Annotated in this window: 20 protein-coding genes; 11 read left to right on the forward strand and 9 right to left on the reverse strand. The window is 35.3% G+C overall.

Annotated features, from left to right (window positions below):
• The first annotated feature begins 321 nt into the window (after positions 1-321).
• Both ACO1DI_RS14010 and ACO1DI_RS14015 read left to right on the forward strand, forming a co-directional pair.
• The gene (locus ACO1DI_RS14010) at positions 322-735 is read left to right on the forward strand and encodes a YjdF family protein (RefSeq protein WP_140450591.1); all 414 of its coding nucleotides are present in this window, start codon (positions 322-324) and stop codon (positions 733-735) included.
• Between the two features lie 125 nt (positions 736-860).
• Complete coding sequence (locus ACO1DI_RS14015) at positions 861-1,082, forward strand: hypothetical protein (protein ID WP_116737027.1); 222 nt, start codon at positions 861-863, stop codon at positions 1,080-1,082.
• Here ACO1DI_RS14015 and ACO1DI_RS14020 read toward each other — a convergent pair.
• Entirely contained in the window at positions 1,066-1,650 is a 585-nt protein-coding gene (locus ACO1DI_RS14020) for a DUF4825 domain-containing protein (RefSeq protein ID WP_423145393.1), read from the reverse strand. The genes ACO1DI_RS14015 and ACO1DI_RS14020 overlap by 17 nt on opposite strands.
• A 230-nt stretch (positions 1,651-1,880) precedes the next feature.
• The gene (locus ACO1DI_RS14025) at positions 1,881-2,720 is read right to left on the reverse strand and encodes an alpha/beta fold hydrolase (protein WP_209368769.1); all 840 of its coding nucleotides are present in this window, start codon (positions 2,718-2,720) and stop codon (positions 1,881-1,883) included.
• Between the two features lie 279 nt (positions 2,721-2,999).
• On the opposite strand from ACO1DI_RS14025, the gene ACO1DI_RS14030 reads away from it, so the two are divergent.
• The 5 genes from ACO1DI_RS14030 (at position 3,000) to ACO1DI_RS14050 (ending at position 7,065) form a co-directional block, all read left to right on the forward strand.
• Complete coding sequence (locus ACO1DI_RS14030) at positions 3,000-3,740, forward strand: class I SAM-dependent methyltransferase (protein WP_423145395.1); 741 nt, start codon at positions 3,000-3,002, stop codon at positions 3,738-3,740.
• A gap of 138 nt (positions 3,741-3,878) precedes the next feature.
• Positions 3,879-4,655, forward strand: coding sequence for an SDR family oxidoreductase (locus ACO1DI_RS14035; RefSeq protein ID WP_014460718.1), 777 nt, complete (start codon positions 3,879-3,881; stop codon positions 4,653-4,655).
• Between the two features lie 236 nt (positions 4,656-4,891).
• Entirely contained in the window at positions 4,892-5,683 is a 792-nt protein-coding gene (locus tag ACO1DI_RS14040) for a phosphotransferase enzyme family protein (protein ID WP_243549066.1), read from the forward strand.
• Between the two features lie 22 nt (positions 5,684-5,705).
• Entirely contained in the window at positions 5,706-6,164 is a 459-nt protein-coding gene (locus tag ACO1DI_RS14045; RefSeq protein WP_028413870.1) for a GNAT family N-acetyltransferase, read from the forward strand.
• Positions 6,165-6,558: 394 nt separating this feature from the next.
• Positions 6,559-7,065, forward strand: a complete 507-nt coding sequence (locus ACO1DI_RS14050) for a GNAT family N-acetyltransferase (RefSeq protein WP_014460715.1) — start codon at positions 6,559-6,561, stop codon at positions 7,063-7,065.
• A gap of 752 nt (positions 7,066-7,817) precedes the next feature.
• Here ACO1DI_RS14050 and ACO1DI_RS14055 read toward each other — a convergent pair.
• From ACO1DI_RS14055 to ACO1DI_RS14070, 4 genes are all read right to left on the reverse strand, one after another.
• Positions 7,818-8,921, reverse strand: a complete 1,104-nt coding sequence (locus ACO1DI_RS14055; protein ID WP_028413868.1) for a GerAB/ArcD/ProY family transporter — start codon at positions 8,919-8,921, stop codon at positions 7,818-7,820.
• Between the two features lie 19 nt (positions 8,922-8,940).
• The gene (locus tag ACO1DI_RS14060; protein WP_243557084.1) at positions 8,941-10,134 is read right to left on the reverse strand and encodes a Ger(x)C family spore germination protein; all 1,194 of its coding nucleotides are present in this window, start codon (positions 10,132-10,134) and stop codon (positions 8,941-8,943) included.
• Positions 10,135-10,164: 30 nt separating this feature from the next.
• Positions 10,165-11,667: a spore germination protein gene (locus ACO1DI_RS14065; RefSeq protein ID WP_098999979.1), complete on the reverse strand. Its 1,503-nt coding sequence runs from the start codon at positions 11,665-11,667 to the stop codon at positions 10,165-10,167.
• 516 nt (positions 11,668-12,183) lie between these two features.
• Positions 12,184-13,077 carry an AraC family transcriptional regulator gene (locus ACO1DI_RS14070; protein ID WP_221779626.1) on the reverse strand — a complete coding sequence of 298 codons (894 nt, stop codon included), beginning with the start codon at positions 13,075-13,077 and terminating at the stop codon, positions 12,184-12,186.
• A 192-nt stretch (positions 13,078-13,269) separates the two neighbouring features.
• On the opposite strand from ACO1DI_RS14070, the gene ACO1DI_RS14075 reads away from it, so the two are divergent.
• Together ACO1DI_RS14075 and ACO1DI_RS14080 are read left to right on the forward strand one after the other, a co-directional pair.
• On the forward strand, positions 13,270-13,857 hold the full coding sequence (locus ACO1DI_RS14075; protein WP_115653526.1) for an NDxxF motif lipoprotein: 588 nt from the start codon (positions 13,270-13,272) through the stop codon (positions 13,855-13,857).
• Positions 13,858-13,963: 106 nt separating this feature from the next.
• A complete protein-coding gene (locus ACO1DI_RS14080) occupies positions 13,964-14,509 on the forward strand; it encodes a hypothetical protein (RefSeq protein ID WP_423145396.1) in 546 nt (181 codons plus the stop codon).
• 15 nt (positions 14,510-14,524) lie between these two features.
• On the opposite strand, the gene ACO1DI_RS14085 is transcribed toward ACO1DI_RS14080, so the two are convergent.
• Entirely contained in the window at positions 14,525-14,803 is a 279-nt protein-coding gene (locus tag ACO1DI_RS14085; RefSeq protein WP_423145397.1) for a hypothetical protein, read from the reverse strand.
• Positions 14,804-15,027: 224 nt separating this feature from the next.
• Here ACO1DI_RS14085 and ACO1DI_RS14090 point away from each other — a divergent pair, with 224 nt between their 5' ends.
• Together ACO1DI_RS14090 and ACO1DI_RS14095 are read left to right on the forward strand one after the other, a co-directional pair.
• The gene (locus tag ACO1DI_RS14090) at positions 15,028-15,210 is read left to right on the forward strand and encodes a hypothetical protein (protein WP_014460704.1); all 183 of its coding nucleotides are present in this window, start codon (positions 15,028-15,030) and stop codon (positions 15,208-15,210) included.
• A gap of 295 nt (positions 15,211-15,505) precedes the next feature.
• Positions 15,506-15,904 (forward strand): hypothetical protein, encoded by a 399-nt coding sequence (locus ACO1DI_RS14095; RefSeq protein ID WP_209368774.1) that lies wholly within the window; start codon positions 15,506-15,508, stop codon positions 15,902-15,904.
• Positions 15,905-16,014: 110 nt separating this feature from the next.
• Here ACO1DI_RS14095 and ACO1DI_RS14100 read toward each other — a convergent pair whose 3' ends face one another.
• Together ACO1DI_RS14100 and cax are read right to left on the reverse strand one after the other, a co-directional pair.
• The gene (locus tag ACO1DI_RS14100; RefSeq protein WP_014460701.1) at positions 16,015-17,529 is read right to left on the reverse strand and encodes an arylsulfotransferase family protein; all 1,515 of its coding nucleotides are present in this window, start codon (positions 17,527-17,529) and stop codon (positions 16,015-16,017) included.
• A 366-nt stretch (positions 17,530-17,895) separates the two neighbouring features.
• Positions 17,896-18,939, reverse strand: coding sequence for a calcium/proton exchanger (gene cax, locus ACO1DI_RS14105; protein WP_014460700.1), 1,044 nt, complete (start codon positions 18,937-18,939; stop codon positions 17,896-17,898).
• Between the last annotated feature and the right edge of the window lie 95 nt (positions 18,940-19,034).

Consider the following 19,034-nt stretch of genomic DNA (forward strand, 5'->3'; position numbering starts at 1 on the left):
TACTGTTTATTTGATAGGATTCTCATGTGGAATAATAGCTTTTGGAAAACTAGAAGAGGGGTTGATGAAATATTTTAGTTTAATCTCTTTTGCAGTAATCCCAATATTTATTATGGCGAGCTTTGTATTTTTTGCAATGAATTTTGGTGAAAAATAGAAGATGGTAGTTATAATAAATATTTTCATGTTAAAATTTGTATGTGGGATGTAAAAACACAATTCGGTTGGTAGTCCGGATGCATTGATATGTATTAATGTCAGTAACCTTCCCCTCCTCGGGATGTCCATCCTTTCATAGTATGTTTAGAGGAGGGAATCGTTATGTCACTAACGATTTACCATGATGGTCAGTTTTGGGTAGGAATTATTGAAGTTGTAGAAGGCGGTAAGTTAAAAGCATTTCGTTATGTATTTGGAACAGAACCAAAAGATACAGAAATATTAGACTTTATTTATGACAGATTGCTAGAGGTGATCAATCAATCGGTTCATGCAGGTCTTGATGTAAAAAGAAAATCTAATAAAAAAGTAAATCCAAAACGTTTACAGCGCCAAGTAGCAAAAGAAATAAATAAAATTGGTATTTCAACTAAAGCTCAAGAGGCTATGAAGCAAGAGTACGAAGAAAAGAAAAAAAGTAGAAAAAAGAAAGCTAAGCAATACCGTGAAGAACTAAAGGAACAAAAGTATTTGATGAAGAAACTAAAGGCGAAAGCTAGGCACAAAGGCAAATAGAGAGGCGGAGACAAAATTATTTTAGACGAAGTGAGAAACGAACCATTGATCAAGATGTTTGATTCGTGGTTCGTTTTTTTTGTTAGGGTAAACGTAGGTTTGATGTGTGTAGGTCTTTCTAGCAGTTGATTGGAGGGCAAGACGAAGACTCCTGCGGGAAAAGCGGAACAGGTGAGACCCCGCAGGAGCGTACGCAACGAGGAGGCTCAGCGGCCGCCCGCGGAAAGCGAAGTCTTGCACGGAAATCAACTGCGGTGTCACAAGCAGTTCAGCTCATGTATACTAGTTGTTCATCTTTAGATTGGATTCATTTCGTTATGTCTCAACCTCTTATTCTTTTACGATAGGAACTTTCTTAAAGAATTGTTGTCGAATAGCTGCCGATTTAACTGCTTTATTAATCTTTTCTTTATTATTTATAAATTGCTGTGCTTTTTCTTTATCAAATAACTCATTGCTATCTGGTAAAGTTTGAATGTTTTTAGAAATGAATTGTTTCATTTCTTCTCTAGATACTGAGAATTTCTGATCATCTATTTTAAAACTGTACCCTTCAGCATTAGGTATTAGTATCGTTAAATAAATAGCATTATAAAGAAAGTTTTTCTCTAGCGTATTCTTACCGTCAAACCAATATTTTAACGTTTCATCTTCAGATAAAGAGCCCTCTTTAGTACCATAAATTATTTTTGGTGTTTTATTATGTAAATCGATTTCTTTAAACGTTTCTCCTCCAGGCAATGCTCTTACGATAGCTAAAACTTTAGAATTATCTCCGACATAAGTTCCGCTATGCTCTTTAAGCTTTTGTACATCAACAGTGTTAATACTTGTGACTTCTTCTTTTGAAGAACAGCCGGCTATGCCTACAAGGAGTAATAAGATTAAACAAAAAAGCACCTTAAAATATTTCATAAAAACCTCCATTTTATTACTATAATACCCTTATGTGGATTTTTCACGAATTATCAGTGTATCGTAAATATGATGTTTTGAAAAGATGTAGGTACTTTTGTACAGAATAACCTTTGCTGTAGGGGATGTTTTGTCTACTGTCAGTAGAAGGAAGGAACTTTGAAACATGAAAAGACCCCAAAGCTTTCTTGAAAAAGCGCTTTGAAGTCTTCATTTCTCGTGTTTTGCTTTTAAGAGCTAATCCTTACAATTGATTTGATAATTAGTTCCCAGTCTTCACTATGGACTTCATGTCCTGTACCCTCAAGAGCTATTAATTTAGCATGAGCAATAGCTTTTGCAAGAGCAAGTCCATGTTCGTATGGGAGTGCCGGATCTTCTGTTCCATGAATGATCAGTGTAGGTATACTAATTTCACTCGACCTGTCATAATATTGGCCTCCTCCTTGAAGCAAAGCATGGTTAAATCTACTCGGCAGCTGTTTGGCCCGGGCAGCTTCTCTTTTTGCTAGCTTATACATCCTTTCCTCTTCATAAGGTTTTGTTCCACTTAACGTTTTCCATCCACCTGCAAGATAGGGAACGGTTTCCTCATGTTTTGACCAGTCTATGGAAGTGCTTTTTGTATGATAATCAAGTATGCGCTGATCCATTGGAGGCAATTTTTCCGCCTCCGTTCCAAAAACGCTTGATGCAATTAAAGTAAGAGAGTCTATGCGTTCGGGATATCTAAGAGCAAGAATCTGTCCTATCATCCCGCCCAAAGACATTCCAACAATATGAGCTTTTTCGATAGAGTAAGCATCTAAAACGCCAATTGCATCGTCAGCCATATCCGTTATTGTATAGTTAGAAGTTCCGGGTGGATAAGTGGTAGAGCGGCCTAAATCACGATGGTCGTAACGAATAACAAATCTCTCCCTATCAGCAAGACGAAGACAGAAGTCTTCATCCCACCAATCTAACGAGGACATTGCTCCCATTATTAAAAGTACAGCAGGATTTTCGGGGTTTCCAAAGCTTTCTGTGCAAATCTCTACGTTATCTATTTTTAGTATTTGTTCATTCATTTGTGTACCTCCTCTTAAGTGTTAGAGAAATGAAAAGCAGCTCTTTATTCAGTTCTCTAAAATGAGGTTATTTCCTTTTTGAATTTTATTTAGGGAATCGATTATTTTGCCTATCTCTTTACCAAAGAGTGAAATATAACCAAAACTAAGGGAAGAGGACGAGCATAAACTGTTAGAGACCGAGAGTTTACTATCTGTAATAAGTTCTATATTGACTAGAATAGAGCAGGAAAGTTGAATGCACGTATGGAAGACTAATCATGTGAGGTGAAAACGAGAATGAATGATTACTATGGAGAGCTTTGCACAAGGTTATACGAAGTTGATAAATCCGTTGCAAAGAGAGAAGAGCTGGAGTTTTATCTTTCCTTTGTAAAAGACCAAAATATGAAAGTATTAGAACCGATGTGCGGGAGCGGTAGAATGCTTATTCCATTTATGCAAAACGGAATTGATATTGAAGGGTTCGATATTTCTAAAGAAATGCTTGAAGCATGTGTAGAAAAGGCTGAAAGAATAAGCATTAAACCAAATGTATGGTACCAAGATATCGAGAATTTTCAAAATAGTAAAAAGTATGATCTTATTATAATACCTTTTGGCTCTTTTTCGCTGTTAGCTGATGATATTGTCACTAAGAGTCTTCAAAATATGAAAGCAGTTTTAAAAGACGGCGGAAAAATACTTTTAACGATTATAAAGAAAAAAAGTAAAATTGAAGAACTAGTAGATTGGACTGAAACAAATAGAGTATCTTTTAATAAAGAAATCATCGTCGTTTACAAAAAAAGCTTCTACGATAGAAGAACGAGCTCTTTGAATACTAAGATAAAATATGAACTACTTCAAGGAAATCAGACACAAAAGGTGGAGATCATGGATTTTCCTCTTCGACTTTATAGTTCAGAAGAATTTGAAAGTATCCTTTACTCTAATGGATTTAACAACCTTACTGTTCATGAAGTAAAAGATGGCTACGGAGAAGGCGTCTCATTTTCTGTTTATGAGTGCGGAATATAGACAATGTAATACCATTTAAACTTTGATTACCTTTTTCATTCATTACAACTTGATAGATTAATATACATATACAGGATTGCTGAATTCGTGTGCTACTGGTAAGCATATGAATTCATCGTTCCCATGAGGAGATGCTTTATGAAGCGGTTAATAAATAAAGTTGCGATTGTTACTGGTGCTAGTCGAGCGCAGGGTATTGGTACTGAAATATGTCGGGAGTTAGCTAGAGAAGGGGCAGATATCTTTTTTACCCATTGGTCAAAGTATGATCATTCGATGACTTATTTTAATGAAGATGATGCTAATTGGTCGAAGCATCTTATGGAGGAGATTCGCAGTCTGGGAGTACGATGTGAATCGATGGCATTGGATTTATCACAGCCCGATGCACCAATAAAGCTGCTTGATACAGTTCAAACCAAACTGGGTTCTCCATCAATCCTTGTAAATAATGCAACACATTCTGTGGACGTGGATTTTCGTTCTATAGATGCTGATGTTCTCGACGCTCATTATGACGTGAATGTTAGAGGGACATGTCTTTTAACTGTTGAGTTTGCACGTCTAATCGAAGGCAAACATGGCGGTCGAATTATTAATATGGTATCAGGTCAAGATAAGTCACCTGAGCCTGGAAATTTGGCTTATGTTGCCACCAAAGGTGCCGTTTCTACATTTACTAAATCAGTTGCTATTGAATTAGCACCTCTTAAAATTACTGTTAATGCTGTAGATCCTGGACCAACTAACACTGGCTGGATGAGCAGTGAGTTAAAGGAAGATTTACTGCCGAAGTTCCCAATGGGTCGACTCGGTGAGCCTCGAGATGCCGCCAAATTAATTATCTTTTTAGCAAGTGAAGAAGCGGAATGGATTACCGGACAAATTATCCACTCAGACGGTGGCTTTTGGTGATTTAACATAGTAGCGGTCTTTCAATCTTTTAGCGGATTTTTATATGGAACAAGTAGCTGAAAGGATCTTCAAATGAAGATTCTTTTTTTATAATGTAAAGTAACATTAATGGGCTATGAAGGGAAAAGTACGGGCTTTTCTAAATCAATAGTAAAATAAGGTATCTCATTATGGTGAATGCTTTATCACTTTCACTTATTGACGACAAATCGGGTATATTCAGGGGGAATATGTATATGTCAGGCTTTGAGGAAGAAGAAGTACTAACAGGAGGGAATGTCTCTAACGTTTATCGTTCGGGAAATACTGTACGACGAGAATTAAAATCAGGTAGTCATAAAATTCATAGACTATTAAAGCATTTAGAAAACAAAGGGTTTAGTTATGCACCAAAATTTTTAGGTATTGACGAAAAAGGGAGAGAGGTCTTGTCATTTATTGAAGGTGAAGCTGGTAATTATCCTTTAAAGCAATATATGTGGTCCGATGATGTTTTGATAGAAATAGGGAAAATGCTTCGTCTTTATCATGATTCAGCGAGTGATTTTTCATTTGATGATAGCTGGAAATCAATAGATAACACGCCTAAACCATTTGAGGTACTATGTCATAATGATTTTGCTATATACAACATTATTTTTAATGATGAGAGACCAATAGGAATTATTGATTTTGATGTTGCTGCACCTGGGCCAAGGCTTTGGGACATAGCTTATACTCTTTACACGTGCGTCCCTTTAAGTAGATTTTATCTTTCTGAAACAGGTGAGAAAATTTATTATAATTCATCACAGCATGCCCAACATATAAAACAAAGAGTGAAATTATTTTTTGATTCTTATGGTGAAGAAGCAGAAGAAGATTACTTGGAAATGGTATTACTGCGGGTGGAAGGATTATGTAAAACCATTATAAGAAAAGCTAGAGAAGGTGACATTGCGTTTCAAAAAATGATAGACGAAGGGCATCTTGAACATTATCAAAATGATATTAAATTTATTCGTGAACATAGGAAAGAATGGATTTAATTTTAATAGAGGAGCACTGGTCATGCGAATTATTAATATTAGAGAACAGGTAGAGTACAAAGACAAAGCTATTGAATATATTCAGCGTAAGTGGGCGAGTAAAGAGAATTTAAGGCTTTATGAAGACTGTATTATACATAGCTTAAACACAAATAGTTGTCTTCCAGTCTGGTACTTGTTAGAAGATGAAGGAGGAATTATCGGCTGCGCAGGGCTTATCACCAACGATTTTATAAGTCGAATGGATTTATGGCCCTGGGTGTGTTCTCTTTACATTGAAGAAAGTTATCGAGGTAAATCCTTAGGTGAGCAACTTCTTTTAAAGCTGAAAGAAGATACGAAAAATGCCGGATTTGATAATCTTTATTTATGCACCGACCACGTTGGATACTATGAAAAGTATGAATTTTCATATATAGGCGATGGTTATCATCCGTGGGGGAGTAGTTCGAGAATCTATAGGGCTAATTTAATAGGTTAACTATCAATTTTTTCATAAAATGTTTTTAGCTGTTTTAATCAGTGAATAGCGGGTATAAGTTGATTATACAAGCGTAGACCCCCCAGGAACATGCATGTATATTTCTTTTTCTTACTTACCCTGTTGAATCCTCTTTTTATGGAGGATTCTTTTTTATGTCTAAAAGAGAACCTCTCAGGCTATATACATCAAACACCTTAAACATCCCTTATGTATTTTATACTCACTGAATCTAGGTCACGTTATAAGATGAAAGAGATTCATTCTGTTTTTATAAATTGCGGTAACTAAAAAGATCGCTGTTGGAGGAGGCTCCTGTGTTTCAAAGGAGATTTTGCAAACGATATAGAAAAGTTAAAAATATAAAGGCAGATAAAAGGAAAGAGATGAAAAAATGAAAGTACTTGAAACAGAAAGAATGCTTTTAAGGTTGATGACAGAAGAGGACTCAGATAATCTATTGCAAATTTTCTCTGATTCAGAGGCTATGCGATATTATCCTTCAACAAAGGATCTAGAAGAAACACGTAGTTGGATTAGGTGGACAAGCAAAAATTATAAAGAGCATGGTATTGGTCTATGGATTGCGGAGCTAAGAGAAACTAATGAGTTCGTAGGTCAATGTGGATTGATTCCCCAGGAAATTGAAGGCGAATTAGAAATCGAGATTGGGTATCTGTTTGTACGTAAACATTGGGGGAAAGGTTTAGCGACAGAGGCAGCGGCTGCCTGTAAAGATTATGGATTTAATCAACTAGGTTACAATCGATTAATTTCTACAATAGATAAAAATAATGAAGCATCAAAAAGAGTGGCCACAAGGGTTGGGCTACATTTTGAGAAAGAGATCTTTAAGTGGAATAAACCTATTGAGGTTTATTCTGTAAATAACAAAGAATAAAACAGATCCTCCTTGATGGAACAGGGTTGCTACGGCAACTCTTTTTCTTATTATATGAAAGGCTAGCTTTTTTAAATGTGCTATGGAAAGAGGTCTCATGTTGACTGTGGATAAATGTAAGAAACCTTGCAGAAATACTAAAGACAGGTATGAGATTTATTCTAGAGAAGAAAATATTTTCTGGAGTCTTTGTTCGCTATACCACTTTTTGCATTCTTTTTTTGATTCACTGGCTCAAAAGAACTTTTGGTATGGATCTATCTTTTATATTTATACAAATGTAGAATTACTTCTACTTGGATTGTACTATTTCTTGAGAATTTATAAAAATAGAAGTGTGAGTTAGGCTGAACAAAGCTCTTTAAATATCAATGTCCACAATTCTTGTTGCGTCAAATTTTTATAACAGATTGCTTTGCAGAAAATCAATTATTTTTCATCATTTAATAAATAGTATTAAATCTCATGGACGCCTTGTATATTTTTATATTATTTACCGCAATTTAAAAGAAAAAGGTGAGGCTGATATAATGGCTAAAATAATTCCATCCTTATGCATTTTGCTGGGAGCTTATGTTCTTATTGTATTCATCGACATTTTCCAGGGAAACTATATGTTTCAATCGTTTTATAACCTAAAACAATATTTTGTAATTGCTCGTGGGGAAGATTATTTTTTGGTTATTTTATTTGCTTTAATATTCCTTACTGTTAGCATTTTTCCTGTTTTAAAAAAACAATAGCCTCCCTTGTCATGAAAGGGCAGGCTTTATTTTTTGTTTTATATATGCTGTAATCAGCAATAAGATGGGAATTGCTATATGAAAAGGGAGGTGCAATAAATAAGGAACAATTTTGAGTCCTTCATTTATATGAGCTTGGTAACTAGGAGCAATCATCAGTGAGGAGAAAAAAATAACACCGCCAATTAAATAAATGTTTGTAACAGAAGATTTCATTCGAAACAAATCAGCCGCGCCAATCACTGCACAAAAGAAATAGATGGTTATTTTAACAAAACCTAAAATGACCATGAGAATAAGAATAAAGGTATCCAGCCTTTGAATAAAACTAGCTATGTTAATGTAACTCACAGCTGTAAGAGCTGGGAAAGAGGATCTTAAAACAGTCTCTGGTCCGAGTACACACAAAAGAATAATCGAATTAATGGTTAAGACAATTCCTCCCGTTATAATGGCGGATAACCCAATTGCTGCAGCCTGACTTTTTTTATTCAAATAAGGAAGAATCATAGTAAAGGTAATCAATTCCCCGAAAGGCACAGTAATACCAAGAGGGAGTAACTCTTTCCCTATGTTTTCCCATCCATTTGCTAATACGGGTTGAAGGTTTTCCACCTTGATATAGCCTCCTACTACATACAAAACATTTAATATAAAAAGAGTCAGTAAAATAACAACAAAACATAAGCATGTAACTCGTGCGAATGCTTCTATTCCTAAGTGAATACTATAAATTAACACAAAGGTCATACATATACCCAGCGTAATAATCGATGTAACATAGTAAGAAGAACTAATTAGTAATTCTTCAAAATCACGTAGTACTCTAGAAGCAATATAAACAAAATATATAATATAGCAAAAGCTAATAGCACCGCCTACGTATTTACCCCAGATTTTAATGAGATAGCCAGTCAAAGGCATATTAGGGTATCTCTTATATAAGGAGATATAGACTAAATACAGTACACACCCAAAAAAAGTAGCCAAAAGGGGGACTATCCATGCATCTTGCCTAGCAGCCTTTCCTATATCTAAAAGTAACGTACTGCCTAATATAAAGATAAACATCATACAAAATAATTGAAACCCATCGATTTTTATTTTAGTCAACGCTTTTTCAGCTCCTCATCTAATTTACCTCATAAGGATTTGTACGCATTCCGGTATTTACAATACTGACGTTCACATTCATCGATACCTTCGCACTTGAAAATAGATTCTCCCAATTCTGTTTATGCTGACGCCAATAACTAGGGTTGGTTCGAGATAAGCTATCACCAAAGCCAAATATATCTGCCTTTTCTTTTTGTGCGATGGTAATAGTCTTTGTAATTTCCTTTTGCAGTTCATTTTGGACTTCTTTTTCCAACTCTTTTAATACCTTAGGGTTGCTTAAATCTTTCTGGCATGATGTTTCCGTAATTTCTCCCATCACATTCAAATCTGTATGAATAAAAGGTTGTCCATGGCGGATTTTTGTCTTTATTTGACTTTTTATTCCGGTCGTCGTAACTGTGATATTCGCATTTATATTACAAGGGAAAACAAGGGCCGTGCTCTTCACTTTAGACGTAGCAAGTTGAACAGATCGAGCCTCATCCCCATCCAGCCATCGAACTAATTTCCCTTTTCTAAACATAGCTAATCCTTTTACCTGCATAGCGCTTGGGCTGGTATTCTCTAAATTGCCTGCTTCTTCTGACTTCTGAGAGGGTTTGTTAATGGTGATTCCAGGAAGAGATAGGTCTTTTCCCTCACTCAAAAGCATAGAAATAACTTCATATGCTTGTACATTACTAACTATTCCGTACATTTTTTGATTGTTCTGGGTTGTACTTAGGATACTTTTGACTGGAGTAACCTCGAAAGGTTCAATCACACCAAGCAATTTCTCAGCAGTTCCATCACGTGCAATAAAAACTGGAATACTTGTACGAGCTTGCTTGCCTCGATCCAAGGCATCAAATAATGAGCTAAGGTCATTTCTTGCTAACTTTTCACCTACAACGATAAGCGAAAGATGAGAAGTAATATGTTCTCTTGGGATGACGACAGAGGCTTTTTTTAATGCTTCCACTAACGTTTTGGCCGTTACTGTATAGTTAATGACAGGAAGACCTTGTCCTCCCGACGAACTGCCTTGTGACAAACCACTTGGGTTAATGACCTGATAGGTTACTTTATAAGGTTGTTCCAAATTTTCATTCTTATCAATTCCCAATCCTATAATAACTCCTATTTGGTTTAATTCTCGGTAATTCGAACATCCTGAAACGCATAAACAAATGGCAGCGATCCATAAAAGCGAAAGATAAGTTTTCATTTTCTATCCTCATTCATCTTTATACGACGTCTATTTATTTTGATGTTTTTTCAACAGAGATGGTAAAGAGAATCGAACTAAAGTATCCTTTTGCTTTTTAAAATCAAAGGGAGCAAAAGGTGAAAAGTAGGGGATACCGAAAGATCTTAGACTACTTATATGAAGCCATATACATAAGGTCATAAGCAAAATTCCATATAAGCCAATAAATGCTGAAATTAGAATCAAGATAAACCGAAAACCACGGGCCGCATTGACAATGCTAGTAGATGGCAGTGTAAAATTGCTGATGGCAGAAATAGCAACAATGATCACAACAGCCGCCGATACAAAACCTGCTTCTACAGCTGCTTGTCCTAAAATCAGCGCTCCTACGATTGAGACTGCTGGTCCGATTGCTCTAGGCATTCGGATTCCTGCTTCTCGCAGCATCTCAAAAGCTAACTCCATCACTACCATTTCTACAATTGCTGGAAAAGGAACTCTTTCTCTTTGCGCCATTAAGCTGACCATTAATGTGTTTGGAATAAGTCCCTGATGATGCGTAATCAATGCTAAATAGATAGCAGACGCATACATAGACAGAAAAAAAGAACCAAATCTTAGTATCCTTAAAAAGGAAGCAATATAATAATTTTGATAATAATCTTCGGGAGACTGAAAAAATTGAGAAAAAATAGCAGGTGCGATTAATACAAAAGGTGTTCCTTGTACAATAATAGCAATTCGACCTTCTAATAAATTTCCTACAACGGCATCAGGTCGTTCCGTATTTAATAGAAGTGGAAAAATAGTCGTCCTATCATCCCGGATAAATTCCTCAATATAGTTCGACTCGAGGACCCCATCTACCTTAATCTCTTTTAAACGTTCTTTGACTTCCTCTACAATACGTTCATCTGCATTCCCTTGAATATACATGATCCCTATATCTGTTTGGGTTACGCTTCCAATTTTCATGCTGTCTAAGCGTAAATTAGAATCCTGAATTCTAGCTCTTATCAAGGAGGTATTAGTCCTTAAATTCTCTGTAAAACTATCTTTAGGTCCTCTAACAACAGTTTGGCTGGTTGGTTCTGTTACTGCGCGGGACTGAAGTTTTTTTGTATTGCCAATGAAAATTCTAGAACTTCCATTCAGTAGTATGACTGTATCACCAGTTAAAACGGCTGACATAAATTCATGCCAATTCTCTTTTATAGTCAATTGAGATACAGTTAACATCTGGGGTATTTGTGCTTCTATCTCTTTGGCGGTTACTACTTGATTACTTTCCTTAAGCCACTGAATAAGAGGAGTCATGATATTCTCATTTATAATGTTTTCATCTGCTAATCCGTCAAGGTGAATAACGGCTGCTTTTAACGTGTTTTGATACGGAGACTCAACCATTCGAACCAATACATCGGAGCTATTTCCTAATTCGTTCAATAGTCTCTCTATATTTTTATTTACATCATCATATAAGGGAGTTGCTGAACAATCTGTTGTCTTTTCTTTATTAGAGCTTTTCAGAAGATATCTTTGTCGCACGTTTTACCACCTTTTATATGAGTGAATATTGGTTATACAACGAGTAACGTTATCATTCCTATAAAATGTAAAAAATATGCACGTGAGGAAAATACATAAAATAAAATGATAGTAAATGTATCTAATTTTGTTTTCTTTTTTGTCGCATTAGTTGAATGTCAAAATAAAGCCGAGGATTCTTTAGAGTTTTTAGAAGAAGATCAAAGCGGGTTAGCTAGTATTACCTTATATCCAGTGACAGAATATCCAGTGACAGATCAGAAGATATTGTTTTAAGAATTAAGTAATTGGAGAGAAAAGCACATCGTATTTCTCTGTATATCTGATGTTTTTATTACCGATATCGTACATTATGATAACTAAAAATGAAGGGAATATTCAAATTGGCTGATTCTAAAATTCCCAATGCAAAAGAATAAAAGCCCGCTCTTAAATTTAATTGCTTAGAGATTGGGCTTTTGTATAGGAATATGTTCAACATTATAAGTGAATTTCTACTTGCAATGCTTTTCTCTTTTATGCCTTAACGGTCTGTTTTTTCACAGGAATGTAGATGTCGATCTCTTTGTTTTCTGAACCATAGCATCTCTTATCATACAGTTCAAACTCCATTGATCCGTAGTGCTCATAACCTGATTCTGGAAACCATTCTGTGAAAACATAATTCCATGTGGACTGAATGGAAGAAGTAAAGGATTCTTCATTTGATTTTGGCGTAGTAAATACCGCATATTCTAGCTCAGGGAAGCTTCTATAAACTGTTTCTTCAGGCGCTGGAGTGTCTTTCTCTACCTCCATGCCAATTACATAAACAAACGCACCCGTTTCAGGATTAAAATCAGTGCAAATACCAAGCTCCGTGTTTTCGTTTATGGGATTGGGAATTTTAGATCCCAATCTATTTTGCATGTACTGTTGCCAAAATTCAGGAATGTCTTTATTATTCTGGCCACCCTCGTTCTTCGTTTTTAGCTCATATCCAATGACATAAAAAGCAGGTTTAGTGACTAGTTTTGGTTCCATTTTATTTCCTCCTGACAAAAGTGTGGTAGTTAGGTAGGCTTTTCCCCGTAGCGGTCCAGATATTCTTCTTGCGTTACGGTATTGTTTCGGTGAAACATCATAAAATTTTTTGAACGCTCTGTTAAAGGACTCTTGATAGTGGAAACCAACATCAAGGGCGATATCAATCACTTTTTCATCTGTGAAAAATAAGCGTTCTGCTGCGCGTGTAAGTCTTCGTTTTCTCACATAATCCATCACTGATTCTCCAACCATGGCTTGGAAGACACGGTGATAATGAAAAGGAGAAAAACAAGCAATTTCTGCTAACTTTTCTAAAGTAATTTGTGTCTCCAAATTCTCCTCAATGTAATCTAGCGTTCTCTGTATACAAGTTACATAATTCATTTACATTCACCTACCTTACGTTCACTATAACAGCAAACAAATCTTTGTTCTTAACATTTTTTGCTATATTCAATTAGGTGAGGGGACTTTTCCAATATACGCCTCTAGATGTATAGTCCTAAGAGGATTTTAATGTTAAAATTTTCTATGTAAATTAATGGAACAAATACATTGTTAAAGGGAGCGTTTGAATTGAAAAAACTTTGTTTTAGCTTAATAATTATTTTTTTATTAGGCGCTTGTTCTTATCAGGAAAGTACAAAAGAAGCTAGTGGAAAAATTGTATTACCAACTTCCATATTTAGTTCATCGAAAAATAATGCTGTAATTGATGAAAAGGAAATGAAAAAAAGTATAAAGACATACTTAGATACTAGCGAAGATTTATCCAATATCAGTGACCAATTTGAAGAAATTATGGATTCTGATCAACAGCTAACTAAAGCTGAAGCGAAAAAACTCGAACAACTAAACGATCTGGTCAGAGAAAATGATCGTAACTTTTCCACCTATATCTCGCACAATACTCTACCAGAAGGATATAAAAAAGAGTCAGAGAGAATTAGCCGCTTTATTACGGGTTCCAATCAAATTTTGGATGAACTGGATCAAGCAATCGATGACATGGTTGAGCGTATGAGCGAAGGAGATTTTTCTGAAACAGAAATTGAGTCAATTATGAATAAAAATGAAGGTGTAAATGGAAGGGAACAGAAAAAAATAGAGAATTTTCTAGATGACAAAAATATTGATACAAAAGCTTTTGGACGAAAGAGTTAAAACAATTTAATAGGTTTGCTTTGGTTAGGGGGAGTTTACTATTGGAATAGTTAAGTCTACAAACAAACTTGCATTTTCTATTATATATTTAGTCTTCGGTACAGCTTTGGGGATAGCAGCCAAATATTTAGATACTGTTGCAGGTGTTGATGGAAGTTGGTGGATGAACATCATACCATATTTTGGATATTTGTGTTCGAGGACAGGTATTTGGGTACTGATTGCTACTCTTATAGCCGCGTATAGTAAAACCCAAATTAGTGCGGCTCTTAATACATTCGTGTTCTTTATAGGAATGCTAACAGGCTATTATATATATTCAGCTTTTTTATTTGGATTTTTTCCAACCAGTTATTTTTTACTGTGGGGAAGTATCGCACTAGCGTCTCCGTTTCTAGCAGCTATTGTATGGATCGCTAAAAATAATTTACGTCTAGCTTGGATATTACCAGCGTTGCCTATGGGGTTATTGTTAAGTCTTTCTTTAGCGGTTGGAATATTTTATATACATTTAAACTATATTGAAGAATTCATTATGTATGCTGTTTTATGCGTAGTCTTTTACAAAACTCCAAAGCAGCTAGCGGCAACAATTGCTGTTTCGTTTATTATTTCGTTTGTTATCAAACAAGTGAGTCCATTTCACTTTTGATTGTTCTGAAAAGAACTATTTTTTTAATTCTTTATTCAATAGCATAATGAACTTCTTTTGCACCTTCTCGTTACGAATCATTCTAAAGACACGGAAGCTACTGTGTAGATAAGATCGCACTCGTCTATTCCCAAAAAGTAGTGCATAGTATTCCTTGTTATCATAAACGTTTTTGAACCAGTGCTGCTGTTTTAGCAACAAAATATGTTTGTTAATTTTTCGAGTATTTAAAGGCCAAGGAGTATCAACAATAGGACCTAAGCTTGATAAAAAATCAGATAAAAAATCAGTCATTTATACATCTCACCTTATCATCTATGTATTATCTATTATAACTGTATTTAAGTATTTTTATAGCTTAAATGAGCTTTTATAGTTTTGATATCTGCACTACTGATAAAAACGATTCTGATAACTAACTATAAATACAATCCATAATGGTTTTTACATATATATTCTTTAAAATACAGTAATTAGGAAAATTTTAGAGAAGTAATTCGTATAAAAGGTAGGAGGTGATGGATATTAACACTGAAAAACGTCTAGATGAAATTGAAAGAAAATTAGATGATTTACATAATAAGATAAGTAATCAAGAAAATAGAGCAAAGTATAAACCTATCTTTACAGTTGTACTCATTCTATCTGCAATTCTCATATTTTTTGTGCTGATAGGTGTTGTAAGTTTTTTCACAGGTTAATTTTTTTACTAGTCTCTCAGAATTATTTCTGGGAGACCTTTCATTGTTTAAACTAACGGCAATTTGTTTTGTATAGAATATGCCTGAGGATAAAAGGGGATAAAATTATAATGGAAAGTGAAAAGAAACGTTCCGCATTTAGCGCATCTTTCAAAATCTACGAACAGTTTTTAAAAAAGATCTTACATATGTTCTTTACTAGATAATATTCTACGCTACGTTAACTAAAAATATATAGTTTAATACAATATAAGTTAGTAAAAATGACATTATGCTGTTTACATGGAGGACGAGGATGAGAAAGTTTTGTATTGCTTTATTTAGTCTTTTCTTTTTTGTTTCATTAGTTGGATGTCAAAGTAAAGCTGAGGATCCTTTAGAGTTTTCAGGTGAAACTCAAAGCTGGTCAGCTACTATTACGTTATATCCCGTTGAAAATAGTAAAGAAACAGCTCAAATTAACTTAAATTATCTAGGTGGTAAGGTAGAAAACATAGGGGATTTTGGAATTAATTTAGACCCTTCAAATAATCAAAATGGAATTGCAGTGAGAGACGCAAGGTTAAATGAAGAAGGGAATTTTAAAGAGAAAGTAAAGGTTGACGCTAGTGAAGGTGTAATGAAATCTAAACATTTGATTTTAACTGTTAAATGGAATGACAAATCAGAAGATATTGTTTTAAAAGTTAAGTAATTCGAGAGAAAAAGTACCCCATACTCATCTATATCAAGTATTCCCTCAGTTCTTCAGAGTAGGGGCACTATACGAACATTTTTAAAAATCTAATAGAGGATTATTAATGCTTACTTCCGTCTATTTCGTCTTATTTTCACGTAAGTAGTTGGTGATGTACCAATGACGTTCCCGCATGAATCTAATGCTTTCACTTGAAAATAGGGACCCCCTGCCTCAGCATGAATATCTGTTTCAAATCCAGTACGAGGGGTACTAAATACCACTACTGCTAATTTAAAAGGTGTTGGTCCCGCCAGTACCTGCCAAGCGACTGTTTCTGTTGAACCATTCCATGATGCGTAAACTGTAGCTTCACCGTCGTGCAATAAGTCTACAGTTATGCTAGGTGGATAAAGTGGTAGACCTATCCACTTATTTTTAAAGGCTCGATACGAAAGATTCTGATTTGGATACTGCATATCATATAACAAATTAAATGAAGGGTTTCTCCGCGTATTGCCAGCGTTCCTAAATTCCGAAAGGTACGGTTCTTGTCCCCACCCAATGAGTTGATTTCCATTGGAAAGCTTTTGCGCATTTCCTTGACTTGGAACATATAAAGCGGGAGCATGATAATATGTTCGATCTACATTTGCAACCTTGTGTTTATAATCTAAGTGAAGAATTAAACCACGCGCTTGCCCTTGAGGTGGAGAATCAGGAGAAGCACAGCAGGCATTGTCAAACAAGCTTATCCTGTTTTCGGACCTGTAGCGTGCATCATGCTGCCAAGAAAATTTGGCGTTCGGTCCAAGCCTAAAATCACTTTGCTTTCCACCAAGTTGCCAAATCACCTTTCCCGTTTCTTTGTCAATATTATAAATAGCCCACATACTACGCATGCTCACTAAAAGTGTATTGTTTGGACCTTCTTCGACTGAATTTACGTGGTAACAATCCCATATATTATTAGAGCTTGTTGCGGATGAAGCAGGTACCATCGAATCAGATGGATTAATATGTTTAAGTACATCCCAAAAGAAAAGAAGCTCTCCCGTCTCAATGTCTACTTCTTGAATAGAGTAATTACTAAAATACCCATGTAATGGCCCTCCATACTTAGATAAATCTGCGGGTATTTGTTTTACGGCTGTAAACAAAGCCGTATTCCGTTTGGTAATTGTAAACTCGTGCAAATCAGAGGTAAACCCTTTTTTAGCAAATAACTTTTTAATGACCTCATAATGCTGATTGATAATTTGAAAATAAGCACCAGGCTCAGGTTCACCTACTGGAAGGTTAGGGTCTGAAGTTTGAGTTCCTGAAATTGTCCCTTGCCACATCGTAAGAACAGGGTTCCCGCAGTATATTTGTACTCGAAAGTCTGTATTTTGGATATACCTACTAGCAAGCGGTCTAAACCACACTGGATTACCCGTCTGATCCATAATTAGTGCGCCGGTCTGTCCAATCATCGCTGCTCCATATACCGTATAGGGTGCAACAAATAATAGGCCGGGAGCTGTTCCAGGCTTATTAGTATTAATGGTAACCTTCATGGGATGTAAATTAGGAGCCGAAACAAAATTCCATACTTGCGGGTTTGGATGATCAGTGGATGATTGTGAATTAAAATTATCCATTCTCACTCTCATCTCCTCTAACTTTTATTAGTAAACACTGTCTCTTGAGCTATTAATATGTCATTCGCTTCAAAATATGTACATACATTTTAGGTTTACTGGTGTCTTTTGTTTATTTGAAACGGTTATATGTAAGGTAGATAAAATAAATATAAAAAACGAGCTCTTAGCAGATAAGAGCTCGTTTTTCTTGTTCATATACGATTATATATTATCAATACAGCAATACTTTAATTGTGTTTAAAGTTGAAAACCATGCAAAAGAAAAGCAAATTTTTGTGTATATATTATTCGTCAAGATTTAAAAAGATGATTAAGCTTTGTCTTTATGTAAGCTGAAATTTTCATCTTTTTCTTGAAAAAATTCTATAAAAGGTAAAAACTAAAGCCTATCGCAATGTAGGTACCAACAAGTAAAACACCTTCGAACCAGTTGGAATCACCGTCGTTCACAACGGTCACCGTCATGAGAGCGGCAAGGATCATCGCAATCATTTCTGCTGTATTAAATACAAGAGGCAAGAAATCATACAAGTATGAGAACAGAACAAGTATAGGAGCAACAAACATGGCCGTTTGGACGGTTGAACCGATGGAGATCTCCACCATTACGTCCATTCTGTTATTATAGGCCATGGCAATTGCTGACACGTACTCTGCAGCACTTCCCACTATGGCCACAACAATAATTCCAATAAAAACGTGACTCCAGCCTAAGGCATCACCTACTGGCTCAATGGTGCCAACAAGTTTTTCACTAATATAAGCTAGTACAATTGTGGCCAGTCCAAGCACAACGATTGCTTTCTTTTTTCCCCATTCTGGTTCCTCTCCATTTTCTTCTGCGTTTCCAGTAAAAATCCCTTTATGTGTGACAAGTTTAAAAAGAAGAGCAAGCAGGTAAATGGTCAACATCACAATAGCAAAAGAAGTGGATAGAACCTGCATATCTTTATCATCCAAGCGTTTTGCAAAGATAAATGGCAATACAAAAGTTACGATAATAGCAAACATTAAGAGGGAGGTATTATGTCGTGTTTTAAACACACTAAATTTTTGCTTTTTAAATCGAATACCTCCAACGATCATGGATATTCCACTAGCAAAAAGAAGATTAACAAGAACTGCTCCAGTAATGGAGGAAATGACGATTGTATTTAGTCCTTTACTTAATGCAAAAAACGAAATAATAATTTCTGCAGCGTTGCCAAATGTAGCATTCAGTAATCCCCCTGCTGTTGGACCTACTACAACGCTAAGGCTTTCAGTAGAACGTCTGATGTAATTAGCCAAACTAATTAATGTCACACAATAAATAAAGAACATGAAAATATAATTCCAATTAAAAATGCTGCCAATAATTGAAAGAGGTACACCAATAATCATAAAAATAAAAAAGACTTTATTCATATTTTCCTCCATGGTCATTAATAGATCCTATAGCAAGAAGAGAAGCTCTATATTATCTTAGCGTTTTTATTAATATAACTCTTAAGACTTTTGTT

The organism is Priestia sp. 40 (assembly GCF_049368575.1).
Lineage (GTDB): Bacteria > Bacillota > Bacilli > Bacillales > Bacillaceae_H > Priestia > Priestia zanthoxyli.